19 protein-coding genes and 1 tRNA gene are annotated in these 17,614 nt (G+C 54.4%); 5 read left to right on the forward strand and 15 right to left on the reverse strand.

What is annotated here, in order from left to right:
- Positions 1-5: 5 nt before the first annotated feature.
- From BM174_RS09140 to dapF, 3 genes are read right to left on the reverse strand one after another with little or no spacing between them, the layout of a single operon-like run.
- On the reverse strand, positions 6-365 hold the full coding sequence (locus BM174_RS09140; protein ID WP_093923537.1) for a putative quinol monooxygenase: 360 nt from the start codon (positions 363-365) through the stop codon (positions 6-8).
- A gap of 58 nt (positions 366-423) precedes the next feature.
- Positions 424-1,680: a tRNA (N(6)-L-threonylcarbamoyladenosine(37)-C(2))-methylthiotransferase MtaB gene (mtaB, locus tag BM174_RS09145; RefSeq protein WP_093923538.1), complete on the reverse strand. Its 1,257-nt coding sequence runs from the start codon at positions 1,678-1,680 to the stop codon at positions 424-426.
- Entirely contained in the window at positions 1,677-2,510 is an 834-nt protein-coding gene (gene dapF / locus BM174_RS09150) for a diaminopimelate epimerase (RefSeq protein WP_093923583.1), read from the reverse strand. The genes mtaB and dapF overlap by 4 nt, the downstream gene beginning before the upstream one ends.
- 105 nt (positions 2,511-2,615) lie before the next feature.
- Between dapF and BM174_RS09155 the strand changes: the two genes are divergently transcribed.
- The 3 genes from BM174_RS09155 to BM174_RS09165 all read left to right on the forward strand — a co-directional run bounded on the left by BM174_RS09155 (position 2,616) and on the right by BM174_RS09165 (position 4,629).
- Positions 2,616-2,691 (forward strand) — tRNA-Lys (locus BM174_RS09155).
- Positions 2,692-2,971: 280 nt separating this feature from the next.
- Positions 2,972-3,907: a HipA domain-containing protein gene (locus BM174_RS09160; RefSeq protein WP_143092436.1), complete on the forward strand. Its 936-nt coding sequence runs from the start codon at positions 2,972-2,974 to the stop codon at positions 3,905-3,907.
- Positions 3,904-4,629 (forward strand): HIRAN domain-containing protein, encoded by a 726-nt coding sequence (locus tag BM174_RS09165; RefSeq protein ID WP_093923540.1) that lies wholly within the window; start codon positions 3,904-3,906, stop codon positions 4,627-4,629. The genes BM174_RS09160 and BM174_RS09165 overlap by 4 nt, the downstream gene beginning before the upstream one ends.
- Positions 4,630-5,762: 1,133 nt before the next feature.
- Here BM174_RS09165 and BM174_RS09175 read toward each other — a convergent pair.
- The 7 genes from BM174_RS09175 to BM174_RS09200 form a co-directional block, all read right to left on the reverse strand.
- On the reverse strand, positions 5,763-6,047 hold the full coding sequence (locus BM174_RS09175; protein ID WP_093923542.1) for a hypothetical protein: 285 nt from the start codon (positions 6,045-6,047) through the stop codon (positions 5,763-5,765).
- Positions 6,048-6,696: 649 nt separating this feature from the next.
- Positions 6,697-6,843, reverse strand: coding sequence for a hypothetical protein (locus BM174_RS21055; RefSeq protein ID WP_177209452.1), 147 nt, complete (start codon positions 6,841-6,843; stop codon positions 6,697-6,699).
- A 158-nt stretch (positions 6,844-7,001) separates the two neighbouring features.
- Positions 7,002-7,391 carry a response regulator gene (locus BM174_RS09180; RefSeq protein WP_093923543.1) on the reverse strand — a complete coding sequence of 130 codons (390 nt, stop codon included), beginning with the start codon at positions 7,389-7,391 and terminating at the stop codon, positions 7,002-7,004.
- 171 nt (positions 7,392-7,562) lie between these two features.
- The gene (locus tag BM174_RS09185; protein WP_093923544.1) at positions 7,563-8,063 is read right to left on the reverse strand and encodes a hypothetical protein; all 501 of its coding nucleotides are present in this window, start codon (positions 8,061-8,063) and stop codon (positions 7,563-7,565) included.
- Between the two features lie 70 nt (positions 8,064-8,133).
- On the reverse strand, positions 8,134-8,646 hold the full coding sequence (locus BM174_RS09190; RefSeq protein WP_093923545.1) for a hypothetical protein: 513 nt from the start codon (positions 8,644-8,646) through the stop codon (positions 8,134-8,136).
- Positions 8,643-9,254, reverse strand: coding sequence for a hypothetical protein (locus tag BM174_RS09195; protein WP_093923546.1), 612 nt, complete (start codon positions 9,252-9,254; stop codon positions 8,643-8,645). Before BM174_RS09195 ends, BM174_RS09190 begins: the two co-directional genes overlap by 4 nt.
- Positions 9,255-9,309: 55 nt before the next feature.
- Entirely contained in the window at positions 9,310-9,927 is a 618-nt protein-coding gene (locus tag BM174_RS09200; protein ID WP_093923547.1) for a hypothetical protein, read from the reverse strand.
- Positions 9,928-10,274: 347 nt separating this feature from the next.
- On the opposite strand from BM174_RS09200, the gene BM174_RS09210 reads away from it, so the two are divergent.
- Positions 10,275-10,661 (forward strand): Rap1a/Tai family immunity protein, encoded by a 387-nt coding sequence (locus BM174_RS09210; RefSeq protein WP_093923549.1) that lies wholly within the window; start codon positions 10,275-10,277, stop codon positions 10,659-10,661.
- An 802-nt stretch (positions 10,662-11,463) separates the two neighbouring features.
- Here BM174_RS09210 and BM174_RS09215 read toward each other — a convergent pair.
- Entirely contained in the window at positions 11,464-11,910 is a 447-nt protein-coding gene (locus BM174_RS09215) for a hypothetical protein (protein ID WP_093923550.1), read from the reverse strand.
- Positions 11,911-12,952: 1,042 nt separating this feature from the next.
- Positions 12,953-14,824 (reverse strand): PAS domain-containing sensor histidine kinase, encoded by a 1,872-nt coding sequence (locus BM174_RS09220; RefSeq protein WP_093923551.1) that lies wholly within the window; start codon positions 14,822-14,824, stop codon positions 12,953-12,955.
- Positions 14,825-15,015: 191 nt separating this feature from the next.
- On the opposite strand from BM174_RS09220, the gene BM174_RS09225 reads away from it, so the two are divergent.
- Positions 15,016-15,408 carry a response regulator gene (locus tag BM174_RS09225; RefSeq protein ID WP_093923552.1) on the forward strand — a complete coding sequence of 131 codons (393 nt, stop codon included), beginning with the start codon at positions 15,016-15,018 and terminating at the stop codon, positions 15,406-15,408.
- Positions 15,409-15,639: 231 nt separating this feature from the next.
- Here BM174_RS09225 and BM174_RS09230 read toward each other — a convergent pair whose 3' ends face one another.
- The 3 genes from BM174_RS09230 to BM174_RS09240 form a co-directional block, all read right to left on the reverse strand.
- Positions 15,640-16,170 (reverse strand): hypothetical protein, encoded by a 531-nt coding sequence (locus BM174_RS09230; RefSeq protein ID WP_093923553.1) that lies wholly within the window; start codon positions 16,168-16,170, stop codon positions 15,640-15,642.
- Positions 16,171-16,242: 72 nt separating this feature from the next.
- Complete coding sequence (locus BM174_RS09235) at positions 16,243-16,578, reverse strand: hypothetical protein (protein ID WP_093923554.1); 336 nt, start codon at positions 16,576-16,578, stop codon at positions 16,243-16,245.
- A 70-nt stretch (positions 16,579-16,648) separates the two neighbouring features.
- Positions 16,649-17,347: a hypothetical protein gene (locus BM174_RS09240; RefSeq protein WP_093923555.1), complete on the reverse strand. Its 699-nt coding sequence runs from the start codon at positions 17,345-17,347 to the stop codon at positions 16,649-16,651.
- Positions 17,348-17,614: the final 267 nt, after the last annotated feature.

Raw genomic sequence — 17,614 nt, forward strand, 5'->3', positions numbered from 1 at the left:
GTGGCTTAGCGGTGAAAACCCGCCGCCTGTTCGAGATGGTTTGCACCAAACCCCGCAAGTGCGGCGCGCACCTCGTCATTGGCAGGGCCGTACACATTGAAGCGTTCGGGTGTGAACACGGTCATAAACCGCTCAGCAAATTTGGCCCCGAAATTGCCCAGATGGGCCATCACGGCGGCATTGTCGGCATAGCGCTCAAGCACCGTGCAGGTACTGCGATCTGGCGTCATGTAATATTCGTAGTGCAGCGCGCCTTGTTCGTCCGCTTTCGTAGCGGCGACCATCTCGTCGATCAGCGGTTGCACGGCGTCGGCTTGGCCGTCCTGCACGCGCATTTCCAGCACCCATTCAATAACATCGCTCATTATGTGTCCTCCTTGACGGTGCGAGCCTAGAGCGGGACGGCTTTTTAACCAAGCGTGACTAAAGCGCTAGAAGATGCACAGTTTCGTGACCGGAGATCAACGTTTCTACGATCGTGCCCTCAGTTTGCGGCGCATTGAAGTGTACCTCGGCAAACTGCGCGGTGCGGCCCATGAGGGGGCTTTCCATCAAAACCTGATGCGTCACCCCGACTTGAGCGGCCAGATGCGCCTGTACCTGCGCATCACCTACCGCGCGTAGCCTTGCGGCGCGTTCTTTGATGGCAAGGCCATTCACGGGGGGCATCCGGGCGGCGGGGGTGCCAGGGCGGGCAGAATAGGGGAAAACGTGCAGCCATGTCAGATCGCACTCCTCGACCAGCCGCAGCGAGTTTTCGAACATCGCCTCGGTCTCGGTCGGGAAGCCCGCGATGATGTCAGCGCCAAAGGTCATGTCAGGGCGCAGGCGCTTGGCCTCGGTGGTAAAGTTGATCGCATCGTCGCGCAGATGGCGGCGCTTCATCCGTTTCAGGATCATGTCATCGCCATGTTGCAGGCTCAGGTGCAGATGCGGCATCAGGCGCGGTTCGGTCGCAATGGCCTGCATCAGGTTGTCGTCGACCTCGATCGAATCGATGGAGGAGATCCGCAGGCGCGGCAAATCGGGCACCAATCGCAAGATACGCATGACCAGATCGCCCAGTTTCGGCTCTGACGGAAGATCAGCCCCCCATGAGGTCAGATCGACGCCCGTCAGCACAACCTCGTTGAACCCCTTATCAACCAAACGCTTGATCTGGTCGACGACAACCCCCGCCGCGACCGAACGCGAGTTGCCGCGCCCGAAAGGGATGATGCAAAAGGTGCAACGGTGGTCACAGCCGTTTTGAACCTGCACATAGGCGCGTGAACGGGTGCCGAAGCCGTCGATCAAATGGCCAGCGGTCTCGGTCACCGACATGATGTCGTCGACCTGTAGCGCTTCGCTTTCCCCGATGAAATCGGCGGCAAGGCCGGACCACGTCGCGCCCTGCATCTTTTCGGTATTGCCAATTACCACGTCGACTTCGGCCATATTCGCAAAGGTGTCCGGCTCGGTCTGGGCAGCGCATCCGGTGACGATCAGACGCGCGTCCGGGTGGGCCTTGCGCAGCTTTCGGATGTCCTGACGCGCTTTGCGCACGGCTTCGGCGGTGACGGCGCAGGTATTGACCACTACGGCATTTTGCACGCCCGCCTGCTGGGCCAGATCCTTCATCGCCTCGACTTCGTAAGCGTTCAGGCGGCAGCCGTGGTTGGAGAAGACAGGCGCGCTCATGTCAGGCTCGCCAGAAAGGCAGGGGTCAGCACGCCGCTGGCCACATGCATGGTCGGTCCGGTCATCCACACGCCATCCTCGCGCCAGTCGATCTGCAGGCTACCCCCATCAAGGTCGATGCACACGGAACGCCCTGTGAGGCCCCTGCGGGCCGCTGCGACTGCCGTGGCGCAGGACGAGGAACCCGAGGCGAGTGTGATGCCGACGCCGCGCTCCCAGACCCGCATGCGGATGTGGTCGGGGCCGATGATCTGGGCGACCTGAACATTGGTGCGTTCGGGAAACAGCGGGTGATGCTCCATCTCTGCGCCAAAGGCTTCGAGCGCCACAACGGCCACGTCATCGACGAAAAAGGTGCAATGCGGATTGCCCATGCCGGTCGCGGTCGGTGCGCCATCGATGGGCAGCGCCAGGGTGTCCATTTCGCGGGCCAGCGGGATCTCGTCCCATGCAAGCTGCGGGTGGCCCATATTGACCGAAGTCAGCCCCTTGCCTGCATCAACCGCGGCCAGATCACCGCGTGCGGTGGTCAGGTGCAGACGGGTCGCACCGGATTCGTCCATCAGATGGCGTGCAATACAGCGGGTCGCGTTGCCACAGGCAGCGGAGAGGCTGCCATCGGCGTTATAGAATGTCAGATGTGCATCGCCAGTGCCCTTGGAAATGACCGCAAGCTGGTCAAATCCCACGCCAAACTGACGATGGCCGATTCCCTTGGCCAGCGCAGGCGTCACGGCCCAAGATCGGGCACGCGCGTCCAGCACGACAAAGTCGTTTCCCAGCCCGTGCATTTTCATGAAGGGCAAACCGTTGGTAAAATCACTGCACATGCCGCGCATATAACGGCGCGAAGTGAACTTATCCAGCATGTGTCGCATTAAATGCAGGTTTTGGGCTTGACCCCCCGCGCCGACCTTTCTAAGTACCGCGCCAGTGGGCCGTTAGCTCAGTTGGTAGAGCAACTGACTTTTAATCAGTAGGTCGTTGGTTCGAACCCAACACGGCTCACCACTTTTACCCTTTTATTCAGTTACTTGCTGGCTATTATCGGTTTAGGTGGTGTTCCCACTCCTTTTGGGGGGACACATGGGGGACAAAGCTGCCTTTTGATCGCGATGCTGCGGAGGTATCCCGAATTATTCCGCTTATCCGGTTCGGCGCTCGAATCGCTTGGGTTCGTCCCCATTTACGCGATAATCAAAAACTCGAGATTCGTTCTATACGCGCTTCTACAACTCAAGCGATGCGGAGGGGGGTGACGGCAACCAATAGTACCTAGTATGAGGCGTCTATGGTAGCTGTCACAAATCACACTTCTTTAGAAATAGTCCATGTAGATGACTGGCCTGTGACTGAAGAGCCGCTTGCTGGCACGCGAGACAAGAATACGGTGATAGCTCCTGATGGCACCCATTTTGTATTCAAGGAGCCGAAGGAGCTGCGACCGGCCCAGATTTGGTCCGAGATGGTGGCATCGTTCATAGCGGGTGATCTCTTGGATTGGCCCGTTCAAACCTCGGCCATAGCTAGTCGGGCGGGTCGGGTTGGAACGCTGCACAGGTATATTTACGACCCCAGTCGCGAAAGCATGATTTTTGGCTACCAATTTTGCGTTGAATGCGACCCGGAATTCGATTTTGACAAGGGAACTCGGCATACCGTCCGCCTCATCGAACGTATCTACGAACAAGGCATAGGGGTTTCGGAGGAACTCTATTATGCGTTTTGGGGGCAAGCGCTCGCCTTTGATACTTTAATCTCCAACATCGACAGGCATGCAGAGAACTGGGCGGTCATCCAGTCATCTGATCAGGTCAAGATGGCGGCACTGTACGATAACGGCTCGAGCCTTGGCTGCGGGATTGAAGCGAAAGGCTTGACTAAGTGGTTTAATGCCGGTGGAGGGCTGATTGCTGAGAAAGTAGATAATTTCTCTAGGAGCGGTCGTCACCACCTTAGAGTAGAAGAACCCGCGAAAAAGGGCGGACTATTTAACGAAGTAAACGCCTACTTTTTAAATAGAGGTCAAAATCAGACTTCATCCTTCCAGCAGTGCGCGGACCTAGACTTGGGTCCAGTAGAAAATTTTTTGGATGACCTATGTAACATTGTCGAGCTGCCCAAGAACTACTTGATGACAACTCAGAGAGCGCAGCATATACTTTCTGTGTTGCATTGCGGGAGGGATCGAGTTAGGCGCCTCCTTCGTCAGGAGCGAATCGGATGATTGAGAATCCTATACAGACTACTCGCGCGCTGCTCACGTGGCAGCTGCCACTTGAGGCTGGTGAGCCGCGCGATAGGCATGTCGTTGGCGAACTCAGGGATTCGAGTGACGGTATCCAATTCCGATATCTTAGTGACGAGCGTCTTGCCCCAGCCTTTGATCTTGGCTTTGAAGGCTACCCAGGGCTGCCGATCAGCACATATCAATCGGAACCACGCCCAGACAACGTAGAAGCAATACTGATGCGTAGGCTTCCGCCAATCGGAAGGGCCGATTTTGACAGGTTCAAAGCAACATTTGGGCTGAGTGCCGACGCGGAGTTCACTCCTTTAAGTCTGCTTGCATATACTGGCGCTCGTCTTACGAGCGACAGTTTTGGTGTTGCTGAGACATTCGATGGCTTTGATGGCCAATTCGACTACATCTTTGATGTAGCTGGGTATCGTCGATATGAGCAAAATGCCGTTGGCATGGTGGCAGGAGACACAGTTCAGCTGGTTCACGAGCGAGATAATCAGCACGATCAAAATGCGGTTCAGGTCTTGAATGGCGACGGCGACTGTCTCGGGTATATCAACCGAGCTCAGTCCGCATTTATCGCCGACCGGCTCATCTCGTGTACAGTAAATGCACAAGTGTTCCGCTTTAACGGCAGGCTAGACTATCCAAAGTTATTTGTGCATTCGCGCGTTCAGCCGCAGGGGCAACAAGTTGCTGCGTAGTGGGTCATTACCTACTGATTAAAGGCACATCTCTTTTGGCTCAATCATGATCCTGCCACCACCAGTGGCGGATCTGCTGGAAATGGCCTCACATCGAACCATCTGAACCGCCCCCGACCCGTTCCCCAAAATATCCGTGGTATTATAATCCCATCCTGGTCATGTCGCTATGCAGACCAGGCAACCAACAGAGCTAAAGCCCAAAGCAAGCCTATAGCAACCGCAAGGGCCCAGCCCTCGCTCTCACGCCCCTGCTTGGGCTTCTTCTTTTTCTTACCATCATGAGACATGATACTTGAGGTAATCTCAGGCATCGCAATGGCAAGAATGTTTGGCTGATAATCACTTCACTAGGCTGCGAGGTCGCTAGCCGCCCATCAGGTAGCTGATCACTTCATAGGCCGCGAGAAACCACAGGATTGCTAAGGTCGCTACGGCCAGCCAATACGACCACCGCCAGCGGCGAGCTTTGCGAATGAAACTAGGTTCATTCTCATTATTTTCGGAAGACATTCGGCTCCAACGTACTTTCTTGTTGTTTGGATACGGTTCGGGCCGTTTGCGCGGTCACATCTACAGATTTGTACGAGGGGCGCTATAATCTATGTTAACCTGAGTGCACATTATGCAAAAAAATTAACGTGAAATCTCCGAGGTTATCCCTATGCCGCCGCTTTGTAGCATTGCCCCCCTTGTTCGTGCCCCTACAAGGCTAGTGGGCCTTACGGTAAAGGGTTCGAGCCAGCCAACTCATGGCTTCAACCGAATGCTTAGGACTTATCTGACCGGGGTTCGGGCGAAGCTCAATTACTGTCACTGAATCTCCGACATGCAGCTCGCTCTCCAACCATTCCCAAAGGTTCTGCTCATCTAAATCGACCTCAAGCCCCCAGAGGCAATCGCCAATAGGAACCGCACCAGCTCCGCGCATCATGGCTCCTAGGTCGTCCGACGCCTTAGAAGTGGCTGCGGCGTGCAAGATCAAGTAGGAAGGCATGAAACCACCTCGTCGGAAATTGCTGCGAGTTTTATTGATTACTCGCTGAACCGAAGCGCAAGTTCAAGCGACCAAATGCCCTAGGCTGGAACATTTGTTGTGCCAAGGTCGGGTCGCCAGGTTTGGGCAGTGCCCACTACTGAACTTTGCGGCCCTGCGCTTGAACAAGCCATCTTTTGGCTGAAGGCGAGATAACAGAGCTTATCTGGCCTGGGCTTGGGCGAAGTCGCATTACTGTCGCAAAATCCTCAGCGTTTAGCTGGTTTTCAAGCCACTTGCTGAGTTCTAGCTCGTCCCAATCTGTCTCAAGCCCCCACACGCGCTCCCCTAACGGAACTGCTTCGAAACCAGCCAGCATCTTTTCCAAATCAGCAGCGCTCTGAAAGTTGGCAGATTGGTAGGCGATCAAAAATGCGGCCATGGGTTTGTCTCCTAGGTATTCATTGGAGCATCCCAAGAAGAACTATCTGCATGTGCTAAAAGTTCATCTGCGTTTGATCTAAAACCGATTTTTCGAAAATGTGATTATTTTGGAATAATAGGACAATCTTTCGATTACATAACGTTACGTCTGTTTTTTCGAAGCCAGACCGTGGTCCGGTCGGCGGGAAAATTCCTAAGGTCAAGTCACTCGAACCGCATGCCGTCGGCGTCAAGCTCGCTTGCGTAGTCCATCTACGGCGCGCTGACGGTGCTCGTTTCGTCTAAGGCCTTAGCAGTGCGTATCGGTTCTGCGTCAGATTACCAGCCATGCACCAATTGCCACAAGGCAGACGAACACGACAACAATCGAGACGCGCTTCCTCTTCAATACGCTGCTTAAGCTAGGGAATTCGTAAGCCTCAAGGTTCCGGTGGCGTGGTATTGAATATTCTTGATCCTCGTGTTTGTCGTACGGTGACATTTGTGATCAGCCATTTTGTTGTGTGCAAATTTATCAGTAGGTATAACACTTAGCTTTGATCCGTGATAGGCGAGTTCGAGTAAGAATCTTCGCACTACCGCACTGCCAGACACTTATGTGAAAATTACAACGACCTGGTGACGCAGTGTCCAAATTGGAAGCCGTTTCAGATCAAATAGGGTGCAACGAGCATCACGGCGAACGTGATCACCAACCATAGGGCTAGTTTCGCAACGCGCTCGATATACAGGTGGCGCATTTCACTATCTGGCGGCAATGTCAGATCAATCAATAATTCATTATCATTACGCATGGCGCTCACTACTTCGGCAACTCGGAGACAAGTTTGCATATCTAGTAGAGCGAGGATTAAAGGCGAAAATGTGTCGACAGTTTGCCGAGAGCAGGGCGTCTCCGCGAAAAAATGAAACAAACTGTTCTTGATTGAGATGTGATGGCTAAGGTGTGCGATCAGGCCAAGTCCTTTGTCAATCTGTTCGCTAACACTGCCTTAATCTGCTGGCTTAGTGACATAGGGTCGAAAGGTTTGCTGATAACCTCTAACGCACCGACGTCCCAGAGCTCTTTGTGCTCATCGGCATTCGCGCGGGCGGTCATAAAAATAGCGGGCACTTCTGCCAGTCCCGGCAGTTTGCGCAGTTCCTCAAGGGTTTTGGGTCCGGTCATTCCCGGCATCATGACGTCTAGCAGAAAAACATCCGGAATGAACTCTGCTACTGCAGCCAGAGCTTCTTCACCTGATGAACATTGGACTACTTCGATGTCGCCGGAAAACTCCAGCGATATCCTAGCAATTTCGAGAATGTCAGTGTCATCATCAACATGCAGCAATTTGATCATCAGCTACTCCCGGCAATTGGGGTAAACCACAAATAGAGCTTGGTTGAATCACCTATACCACAGAATAAAATCTTTGTCCTTCTGCAGTCCATGCGGATCGAAACGCTTATTTAAGGATATTGGCAGACTTCTCGTCGCAAGTGGCTGTCAGCTATGCAGCGAAATCAGTTTTCAGTGTAGGGCACTTGCCGCCACCACAAGTGGCGGATCAGCCGGAAACGACCGCACATCAAACCACTTGAAGCGTGTCCCGTCCGCATTGCGCTGGTCGCCCATCTGGATCTGCGGAGCATTCACCCTGTTCCGTATCAACGCTGCTCTGAACGCCCGCAGGTCAATCAGCCACCAAGCATCAAGGCCCGTCTCTGTCGCGTTGGAGTGTCCGTAGAACATCCAATCACCATTGCCGTTAACAATCTTGGAGAGCTCTGTTTGCGCACCGGAGGCAACGGCAGAGCGTATAGTGAACTGGTAGGGATAGCGTTGTGCATAGCCGGGACGCCGCACCCGTGCTGCAACCCGCATATCGCGGGCATCCAGCATCATCAGGTCAGTGGCTTGGAAATGGTCGAATGGATCGGCTGCAGTCTCCAAGAGATATCCGCCGATCAACTGCTTTATCTCAGGCAAAAACCTGTCGGACCAGTTCCGGTTGTTGGTGTAGCAATTCATTTGCTGACAGTCTCCAATGCGGCCCCCACCGCGTTGCCCGCGCCCCGGCAGAGGGGCGCAGGCGGGTTCGCTAGGCCTTGGTCCGCAGGTATTCGATCACGGCCTTCTGAGCGCGCGGATACTGCTCACAAAGCAATTCCCCTGCGCAGTCCTCCACGCACCATTCCAGCATTGTAGCTGCATCCTCATCCAACTGCGGCTGATGGCAAGAAATCTGTTCGGCCAGCCGTTCAATCGTTACGTCGAGAGTGCCAAGGTCCGCAGGTTCGGCCTCTTGTTCAGTCGGCAGCAACTGCATCAATGCGTCTCTGCTCCGTCTGGCTGCCTTCCATTGATCCAGCAGGGCGACTGCACCGGTTCTCAGGCTGGCATCTTGGTCTGGTCCCTCCCCTCTCAGTTCGACCAGTTCAAGGGTGCTTATCAGGTCACCAACCATATTTCCGGCAAGCTTCACCGTGTGCGCTGTTGCCGCCCCGTCTCCCGGTTGCTCGGGTGCGTCACCCTCAAGGGAGCGAACGCAAACGCGTAGAATGCTGCTGAGGTCGTATGCATTGGTGATTGCAGAGGCGAGGCTCGTGGTCATTGACTTGCCTCCCCTGCCAGACGACGCGCGCCGGTGCGAAGGTTTAGCATGGCCACGTAGGCCGGGTTGCGCATGGATTCCTGCCAGTCGGTCGACCCCATGTGCGAGACCGGTCCTTCGGTCTGCCAGTGAAGGTTAGCCAACGCGGCCAGCCCTTCGGCGGTCGTCGGCACGTGCTTCAACATTTCGCCTTCAAGGCGGTGCAGTTCCTCGATCATGTCGTCAAGCAACGGGTCGCTGTTGTCTACGCTGTTGATCAGCTTCCGAAGCGGGCGACACCGGGCGTCGAGGTCGGCCAGTGGGTCACGCTTAGGTTCGGACAAACGCTCGGCATCAGCACGAAGGGCTGCGATGGCTTCATCGACCATACCTTCGCAAATCAGGGCCTTCACCTTCCGTAAAGCATCAATCGGGGTTTGCGGTTCAATGGCCATGAGGGCGCGTTCAGCCTTACCGACAGCTTCTGCGGCATTACCGATGGCAACTTCCTTTGCAGGCGAGGCCTTCCCTCCGTTTGCGGTCTGACAGGCATCCCCGATTGAAATAGCGGCCTCATGGGCTTGGCGGGCATCTTGCAGGGCCTGTAGTGCGTGTTTGATATTGGACATGTGGGTTTCCTCCGTTCGTGTGGCGTTCGGCCACTGTTGTTTGGTTGTGGGCGGGTTAGGCGCGGTATTCGTGGACAACTCCGTCCATCGCGATCCGCGAGATAGTTGCCAGATTGACGGAGCGGGGCGCTTGGGCCTTTGCGTCCCAAACCGGCATCAGGTGAGGGTGGCGAGCCTTACGGGTCGCTGTGGCCCGTTTCCCTGCCTCTGTGGCGCTGTCACCTTTGACATGGTGCTGCAAAGTGGCTGGCTGCACCTGCATAGTGCGCTCGGTTCCGTCTACCTTCGTGAAGGTTACGGCGCAGAAACGGCCACCGGCAGAGGCGATCAGGTAGCGCTTGGCGGCGTAGTCAGGCGAAAGCGCTTCGTGTTCCTCTGCGGCCCTCAGGGCAGCGCGTAGGACGCCAATGCGGGCATAGTCGGCCTGCGTCCAGCGGTCCTTGCTCTCCAAGCTCGCGATAGCTGCTCGGGTGCGGTCTGATTGAGACATTGTCGCATCAAACTTTGCGGTTGCGACACGCCGTTTAGCCTCAGCCCAAACTCTTGAAAGTTGGCCTGCAAACAGGCTGGCGTATGAGCGGCCTTTGTAGACGGCGTGGCCCAGACAGGCTTTCGCGGCGGTATGGGCGTCTGTCATGATCTTGGTGAGGCTATATGTGGCTGCGGCTGTCATGGGTTTACTCCGTTAGCTTAATTGCATATCCTGTATGCAATATGGCCAACGTTAAGCAGAATGTCAATACTGTGTATGCAAAAATGATTATGAGGTAATCAAATGACGCCAGAACAGGTAAGAATGGCACGAGGCGCGCTGAGAATTGGCGTTCGTGATTTAGCGGCAATGGCCGAGGTCTCATTTACGACGATCAGTCGGTTTGAGACCGGGAAAGGTGGCCTACAGCACTCTAGTGCTGAGGCCATCCAATCTGCTCTTGAGAGTCACGGCATTCAGTTTCTCAGAGGTGGGGACATTGCACGCGGTCTAGGCATTGCTGTAAACAAGGCGGGGGCATCAGAAGAATGAAATTGCTCGCTGTTCTGCTCTGTATGACGAGTGCTCCGCTAGCGGCACAAACAGCGTCGGGCAATGAGATTGCAGCAGCGTGTGACCACCTTGATGAAGCGGACATAAGAGGTGGCTATTGTATCGGATACATCATTGGTGCGTGGGAAGGGATCAAGATTGGTGCTTTCGAGGCCCTAGTCGTAAGCGGAGCAAAAGGAACTGCGGAAGAACTTGACGGGATGGTGAATTCAATTCTGGGCATCTGTGCTCCTGTATCCGTAGAGCGCGGACAGATTGTCGATATTGTCATAGGATATTTCGAACAAAACCCGGCTATTAGACACTTGCCTGCGCGAAGCTTGATCCGCGAAGCTATGGTGGAATCCTTCCCATGCAAGTGACTAAAAACGCGATCATCGACAGCCCGCTGAGGTAGTGAGTATTGGCGGAAGGCAGTAGCCTCGTTATCCAGATTTAACACGGCGAGGATACCCTTGTGATGTTGAAAGTCTGTGTCCGAGGGTGCTGGTCTGTGTGACCATCAGCATCAGATATTTCTTTACAATTCTTTAACCGTGCCTCTTGCTGTGGTGGTAGCTATGGCTACGAGGCGTATTTATTAAACTCACTTGCCCTTTGCACCTTTAGGAAATTGAAAATGAAATTTATCACAATTGCTACCGCTGCCGTTGCACTAACTTTTTCGGCCATGATTGCAGACGCTCATGGTGGCGGATGTCGGAAATCTTCGCCCGTAGGCCAATGCTGTCATGCGGACAACAGCAATGGTGGGCGCGTACACTGCCATTAGTCTTGATGCGCTAGAATGCGCTATCGCTCTTCTGTCTATTGAGATGGGGGAGCGATGAAGCTTCATCGCCAAAATCTTTTACGACGTTAGATTTTTGGAACCGTGAAGACTTAACCAGTTGGGACTACATCTCCGTCCGCGTCCAAAGCACAAACACCATCCAATCGTATACCAGGCCCCTTTCAAAGCTGCAAAAATTGCGGTGTGGAAAATGCGTTCCAAGTCAAACAAATTGTTTCTTTTGGGCGGCGTGATGGTAGGAGCCCCGCACAAATTGATTCCAGCTCACGCATTTTTTTGGCGGAAACTTCAAACCTGCGGGTTTGAATGCCTATGAATGTCTCAACACTTTTCATGAGGGGCGGTCAGTTCGGAATGCGCCTAAACTTAGTCTAAGAATTGAAGTACTTCAATTGAGTTCGCTGCAAAATAAGGGAGAGCCGACTTGCCATGCTGCGGCCACTCTCTATTTCAGAAACGCAGTATTTGTGCAATATTCCGCAGAGTGGGAGAATGACTCTCGCGGCCTCTTGTATGCACTGCTCCAAAGTGTCCCGTTGCTTAAATGGCCCTCCGTGGATCGCTCTGCCGCCGTCCCGCTTCAATTCTAGCCCACCGGGAGATGGATGGGCTCCAAGCGTCGAAAGCGCCTTATAGCTTTGCTCTCGCTTTCTCTTCACGAAGCCATCGCGCTTATCCAAATATTTACGGATGACAACAGGTTTGTATTCTTCCGGAGAGCTTTTAGGGTCCGATGATAGCCATGCTTCGGGACGGCCAGGCTCATCCAAAAGATAACTCAGGAGAAACTGCGTTTCGAGAAGATCACGGGAATACATCGCGGATCCTGTGTAGTTGCCGGACATGAACCTGTTGGTGCTTGAAAATTTCGACGTTTCTCGCCGCGTCTGACTAAGTGTGGTCGCCCGCACTAGGTAGCAGGTCGGTCCTAGCCCCTCTTGCAGCCTCAGTCTGCTTCAATAACTTGCCTGCGCGACGAACAGCCCGCGCCTTGATGCGGGTTGCCATTTTCGTCAGCGTTTGGTGACAACTAGCGGTCTCGGGGACAATAAGGCGACAATGAGGTAACGTCTTGCGCTTGCACCATACTACTTTCACGGGAGGGCCACATACGGGTCCCATTTCCTGTGCATTGGAGAGGGGTCTAGTATGAGCGTTAATCATGAAACATTTTGCGCGTCGGCAGTCCGGTCGATATCTTTCGGATCAGCACCTATCGAAGGCGTACCGCGCAAAGCTTGAGCGCCATCTTCCAACAGCAATCCTGATTGCCTCTTACGTCGTTGTGGGGATCTTGTTTGCCAAATAATGTCGTTTGGGCGGGCAGGTTCCATCCCTCCAGAGCCTACCCACTCAACATCTATCAGCCGCCACGAGTTATTGAATTTGTGGCGGCTCACAAACGTTTTTGTGTTCGAATTGGATTCGCATGAATCCGCCTAGCCTATTGCGAATACATTAGAAATTTTACGTTAGTTCTGATAGGAACGAATGCAGCGGAGGATTTGCTATGCCTAAAGTAGAATCAGGTCCGAGAAAGCTTAGCAGCCGCCAGCGGCGGAGTTTTGGGCTAAAGCTGTTTGTGGCGGTCGTGACGGTTCTTTGGTTTGTGGCGCTCTACATGGTCGTCGTTAGATTTTTTTCTTAGCTAACGCCTCGGTCAAATGCAGGCTTGCGCCATGCACCCCGACTTTCGGACTCTACCTCTATTTTTGATGCTCTCAAGCCACAGCCGCTTAGAAGTGCCTAAGTCGCGATAAAAACGGAGGAAGTTTAGCCCGGTGACATGGTTTCAGGCGCATCTAACATTTCCCCGCCGCAACTGACGGCCAGCTTGAACGAATTCGGGATAGGCTCCAGTTAGAGGCTCCCGACGATGTGGAACCGCACCCCAGCTGTATTGAATGTCACCGACGCTTTCCCGTTAAAGTATCCACCCACAACCCGGTCAAGGATGGTGGAGCCAAACCCACGAGCTGCCGGGGCCGCAACTTCCGGGCCGTCGCTTTCCTCCCAGATAAAGTCAAATCCGGAATCGGTGTTGTTCCAAATGATGTGGACTTCACCAGCCTCACCAGACATCGCGCCGTGCTTTACCGCATTCGTTGCCAACTCATGCAGAGCTAAGGACAGGCCAAGGGACTGTTGCGATGTCAATTTCACGTTCGGTCCGTGCATTGTGACACGATCAGAAAGTGACGAGAACGCATTCAGGGCAGCCTCTACGACACTCTTGATAGGGGCCGCTTGGTGGTCACCCCGTGTCAGTACGTCCTGTGCATCACTCAAGGCGTTCAGCCGCGAAAAAATAGATGTGCGGGCTTCCGCAATATTCTCGGACCCCCTCAGGGTCTGATTGACCACGACTTGTGCAATGCTAAGCATGTTTTTCATTCGGTGTGCGAGTTCTGCGGTCATGATGTCTCGTTCAGCCTCATACCGAAAACCTTCAATCGCGGCATGCGTGCGCTCGAAAATAGAACGCATAAATTCAACTTCTGAGTCGGACCACTCCCTTGCACGAGGGTCGGTGACGAACAAGACGGCCTTCAAGTCACCACGCACCAGCAAAGGCAGGTTAACCAGGGAGCGGATACCAATTGCTTCAAGCGCCGCCGGATCCTCTACGCGGGTGTCCTCTCTGACGTCAGAAACGATGACGGGTGCACCATCCTGTAAAATCGACGAGAAGCTGCCGAAGTCGCTGTAGTGAAGTCTCCCGATCAGCCTTGGCCCAACGTCAACATTCCAGTCGGCGCGAACATCGATCAACTCTCCATCGCTTGCGATATATCCGTATCGGGCTCGAGAAGCGTAAAGCGTTTCGACGATGGTGCGGGTAGCAAGTTGCGCGACTTCATCGCCGGATTGAATATCACGCACCTCATCCAGGAAACGAAGCCGCATCTCTTGCATGCGTGAGCGCTTGTGCTGATCGGTTATGTCAACGACAATCCCCGAAATGCGGGAAGGCTTGTTGTTTTCGTCTAAGCCCACAGTCGCCTGGGAATGGATCCAACGAGGACTTAGATCAGGCTGTGCGGACCTATATATCTGATCAAAGTCGAGACCCTCACTGATCGATTCTTCAAACGCACGCCGCACCTTGGGCACATCCTCAGCATGGATTCCGTCGAAGATGGCAGCATAGGGCATTCCCTCTTCAGCCGAATGCGCTGGAACGTTGTGCAGTTCAGCGGCCACGGTATCCGCGACAATAATCTTCGATTCGATATCAAAGTCATAGACGCCCACAGTTCCGGATCGACGCATCGCGAGTGATGCGCGGTTCTCTAGCTTGGCAATCTTTGCGTTTGCCTCGTGCTGGAAGGTGCGGTCACGAAAAATCTTAACGAAACCGCTGCCGCAGGGCGTATTTTGCGATTTCCTCATCGCCTCTTCAAGGAGGGGCATCATCAGCCCGCTGCCCCAAAAGTGGCTACCGTCTTTGCGTCGGTGCCACCGAATATCGTCGGCGCGACCTTCCTTAAGCGCGGTCTGCATTTCAACTTCTGGACGGTTTCGTGCCACATCTTCCAGTGTGAAGAACACATCGGCGGTTTGGCCAATAATTTCAGCTGCTGGCCAGCCAAGAATTAGCTCAGCGCCATCGTTGCAACTGGTGACGACCCCATCGGCGTCCAGTGTAACAATCGCGTAATCAATCAGGCTCCGCAGGATCTGTTCGTTGAGTTCGGCAGCTTTCACCCCGGGAGGGTACGTTTTTGGCATCTGGCGGTCCTCTGTAGCTAACCGCCGACAGCGCGACAGCGCGACCCCATCCTCGAGGACGTTTCGCCGAACTCTATAGATATCATTTTCCAAGGAAACAATTGGCGAGTTGGGTAGTTGGGCCGTACTAGCAAGAAAGAGTGCAGACGTTTTGCGTACCTCAACATCGAAAGCTGAAGGGACTAGGACAGATGGATAACCCTCGACCCCTTCTGGGCTGTCTTGTTTTAATAGTTGAAGATGAACCAATCATCAGCCTCGACGTCGCAATGACGCTTGAAACCGCAGGCGCAGAAGTTCTTGGTCCCTGCTACTCTGCAAAATCCGCTTTGGACGCCCTAGACGCGGTTGTGAAGGGAAGAGCACTTCACGGCGCAGTAATTGATGTGAACCTTGGGGGGCATACGTCTGAAGCAGTTGCAAAAAAGCTGAAAAAATTGTCCGTTCCCTTCGTATTTCACACAGGGAATATTCCGGTCAATGGCCAAGTAATCAACGGTATAGACGCACCGATAGTCAGAAAGCCCTCCTATCCCGACGAGCTGTTGCAGTGCGTCGTGGGTTGCGTCTGTCAGCGCAGTTAGCGGCTTAGCAACCAAAGAGTATTTTGATTGAGGTTGCATCCCCCCAACCCGAAATTCGAAGTTGATCCTAATTTGGCCATACTCCATTGCCGCCCTTGCTAAGAACCTCGAATGTCATTTTTCAATAACGTATGCCATGAGAAGTCCCGTCTAATTTTCTGGTAAATCCCCGTCGACTAATTCATCGTGATATCATGGGGGGCCAGGTGCGGGGTCAGAAGTAACTAAGCCTTAACCGTACTTCTCCAGCAAGCTCTGCCCGTTGCTCAATATTGTCCTGCTGGGTGCTAAGCTTTCATATAGGCTAGCAGCGCCGGAGAACACTTTGCTCGCGCCTTTCAGGTATCCTGCTTTCTTCGCGGCCTTGCCCTCAAGCCGCGATGCTGCCGCCTGGGCGTTCCGACCCTTTGCCGCTTCAGCGCCTTCCCATAGGGCGGTTAGCGCGCTGTATTCGCCTTCTGCCTCAATGTCTCCGGCCAGTTCCAGATCAATGCCGCCCCCAGACGCAGCGCCAACGGCACGCGCCCGCGAATGCATGAGCCGCGTCTGACGCTGTTGCTCTTCGGCTTCACGCTGGGACGACGCACGCTCCGCTTTGCCGGAGGCTTCCAGCTGCGCGGCCTGATATTGTGCCGCCGCGTTTTGTGCGTTGCCGCTTTGGATTGCGCCGACGGCACCGATACCCGCTCCAGCAGCGGAGAGGATTGTCGAAAGGCCTGCGCCCTTGATTGCTGTTAAGGCTGTTAAGGCTAGGGTCGCCATTTGCTATCTCTCTTCTCTATCTTTGAGTATTATAATACCCCACGGAAATGGATCTGTATACGCTTCGGGCCCCTACAAGAGATGCTCCAACTCGCTGGAAAATCTTTTCAGGACTTCTCTATGCCCATCAGGTTCGGTCGAATACATTAGGGCATAGACCGCCTCTCCTTGGCGGCTGATCCCTACCACAAGCCAGCACTCCGCTCTGGTGATCGTCCTGTCGGATGCACTGGCGATGACACATGCCTCCTGCTTGCTTACAGGCACCGCCACTTGGCTTCCCTTGTGCTTCAGAAGGCGCGACAAGGCACGCTCCAGCGCCTGAACGGCGAGGGGGTGAACAATCATGCCTAGTTCTGGTTGCGACGGGTCTAAGGGGAAGTTGCGGGCAAGTTCATCAGGCTCCATGGCTAAACGCGCCCCGAACCTGAACTGCTCCCGCCAGACGGAAGCGCAATTGAGTGATTGCCATCTCGGTTCAAGCCGTCTCCATTTCGTTTGACAGCAAGCGCTTGATGGTTTGCTCTACGTCACGGCAAACAGGCAGTTCAACATCGACCCAAGGCAGGTTTACGTCACGCGTGGACGCAGGCAACTTGATTTGACCAAGGTTTCCTTTGCCGATTTGCTTGGCGAGGATTGCAGACAGTCCGGTACCCACACGAATCTCAAAGCCATTAGACATCAGACCGATAGAACTTGTGCCCTGACTCATCAGTGCAACGTGCAGCGTCTTTCGGGCGTCCTCGGCGCGCCCATAGGCTGCCGCCATCTTCCGGGCAGCATCCTCAACGGCTTTGACTTGATCCAGCCAGTCGCGCTCCATCTTGCGGATCTGATCGGCAATACGTTTGCGTTTTTCCTTGTCGGACAGCTTTTCAAGCGCCTCAGCCTCCCGGCGTTCATGCTCCTTCTGAAGCTCCACAAGGGTCCGCTGCGCAGTTATGATCGCGGTAAGCTCGTCTTCAGCCACCCGGATCGGGCCTGCGTCGAATTCCTCGCCGTCAATGATGGACTGGGTGTGTTTAGCGCGCAGTGACGAGATTTGCTGCTCCTGCTCAATACGCCGCCGCTCCAAGCTTTCGATGGTCGCGGCGCTGTTCTTTGCGTATTCCGGGGTGATCCGGCCACCTGTACCGATAGCATCCGGCCACCCATACCGATTTGATCCGGCCATGGATTCCGGGGCATCCGGCCACCCCTATTTTGACACGATTTAAGCGACTGCGAGGCGATCTGTAGCAGGGCTACTCTGGCGTTCATTTGAACGAGAGAGAGCCCAATGAAGAGATTGCCAATGCGGAAGATACGGGAAGCTTTGCGGCTTCGATCAGATGGATTTTCAGGACGCCGTGTTGCGCAAAGCCTGTCGGTGGGCCGCGCGACGATATCGGAGTATTTTCGGCGCGCCGATGTTGAAGGCTTGAGCTGGCCTCTGCCAGAC

Source organism: Sulfitobacter brevis, from assembly GCF_900112755.1.
GTDB classification, from domain to species: Bacteria; Pseudomonadota; Alphaproteobacteria; order Rhodobacterales; family Rhodobacteraceae; genus Sulfitobacter; species Sulfitobacter brevis.

Coding starts and splice junctions, on each gene's coding strand:
- BM174_RS09215 (WP_093923550.1), bottom strand. CDS start 11,910: ATGTATTCCCGTGATCTTCTCGAAACGCAGTTTCTCCTGAGTTATCTT.
- BM174_RS09195 (WP_093923546.1), bottom strand. CDS start 9,254: ATGTCCAATATCAAACACGCACTACAGGCCCTGCAAGATGCCCGCCAA.
- BM174_RS09230 (WP_093923553.1), bottom strand. CDS start 16,170: ATGGCGACCCTAGCCTTAACAGCCTTAACAGCAATCAAGGGCGCAGGC.
- BM174_RS09140 (WP_093923537.1), bottom strand. CDS start 365: ATGAGCGATGTTATTGAATGGGTGCTGGAAATGCGCGTGCAGGACGGC.
- BM174_RS09200 (WP_093923547.1), bottom strand. CDS start 9,927: ATGACAGCCGCAGCCACATATAGCCTCACCAAGATCATGACAGACGCC.
- BM174_RS09190 (WP_093923545.1), bottom strand. CDS start 8,646: ATGACCACGAGCCTCGCCTCTGCAATCACCAATGCATACGACCTCAGC.
- BM174_RS09180 (WP_093923543.1), bottom strand. CDS start 7,391: ATGATCAAATTGCTGCATGTTGATGATGACACTGACATTCTCGAAATT.
- BM174_RS09175 (WP_093923542.1), bottom strand. CDS start 6,047: ATGGCCGCATTTTTGATCGCCTACCAATCTGCCAACTTTCAGAGCGCT.
- BM174_RS09210 (WP_093923549.1), top strand. CDS start 10,275: ATGAAATTGCTCGCTGTTCTGCTCTGTATGACGAGTGCTCCGCTAGCG.
- BM174_RS09220 (WP_093923551.1), bottom strand. CDS start 14,824: ATGCCAAAAACGTACCCTCCCGGGGTGAAAGCTGCCGAACTCAACGAA.
- BM174_RS09225 (WP_093923552.1), top strand. CDS start 15,016: ATGGATAACCCTCGACCCCTTCTGGGCTGTCTTGTTTTAATAGTTGAA.
- BM174_RS21055 (WP_177209452.1), bottom strand. CDS start 6,843: ATGCGTAATGATAATGAATTATTGATTGATCTGACATTGCCGCCAGAT.
- mtaB (WP_093923538.1), bottom strand. CDS start 1,680: ATGAGCGCGCCTGTCTTCTCCAACCACGGCTGCCGCCTGAACGCTTAC.
- BM174_RS09185 (WP_093923544.1), bottom strand. CDS start 8,063: ATGAATTGCTACACCAACAACCGGAACTGGTCCGACAGGTTTTTGCCT.
- BM174_RS09160 (WP_143092436.1), top strand. CDS start 2,972: ATGGTAGCTGTCACAAATCACACTTCTTTAGAAATAGTCCATGTAGAT.
- BM174_RS09165 (WP_093923540.1), top strand. CDS start 3,904: ATGATTGAGAATCCTATACAGACTACTCGCGCGCTGCTCACGTGGCAG.
- dapF (WP_093923583.1), bottom strand. CDS start 2,510: ATGTGCAGTGATTTTACCAACGGTTTGCCCTTCATGAAAATGCACGGG.
- BM174_RS09240 (WP_093923555.1), bottom strand. CDS start 17,347: ATGGCCGGATCAAATCGGTATGGGTGGCCGGATGCTATCGGTACAGGT.
- BM174_RS09235 (WP_093923554.1), bottom strand. CDS start 16,578: ATGGAGCCTGATGAACTTGCCCGCAACTTCCCCTTAGACCCGTCGCAA.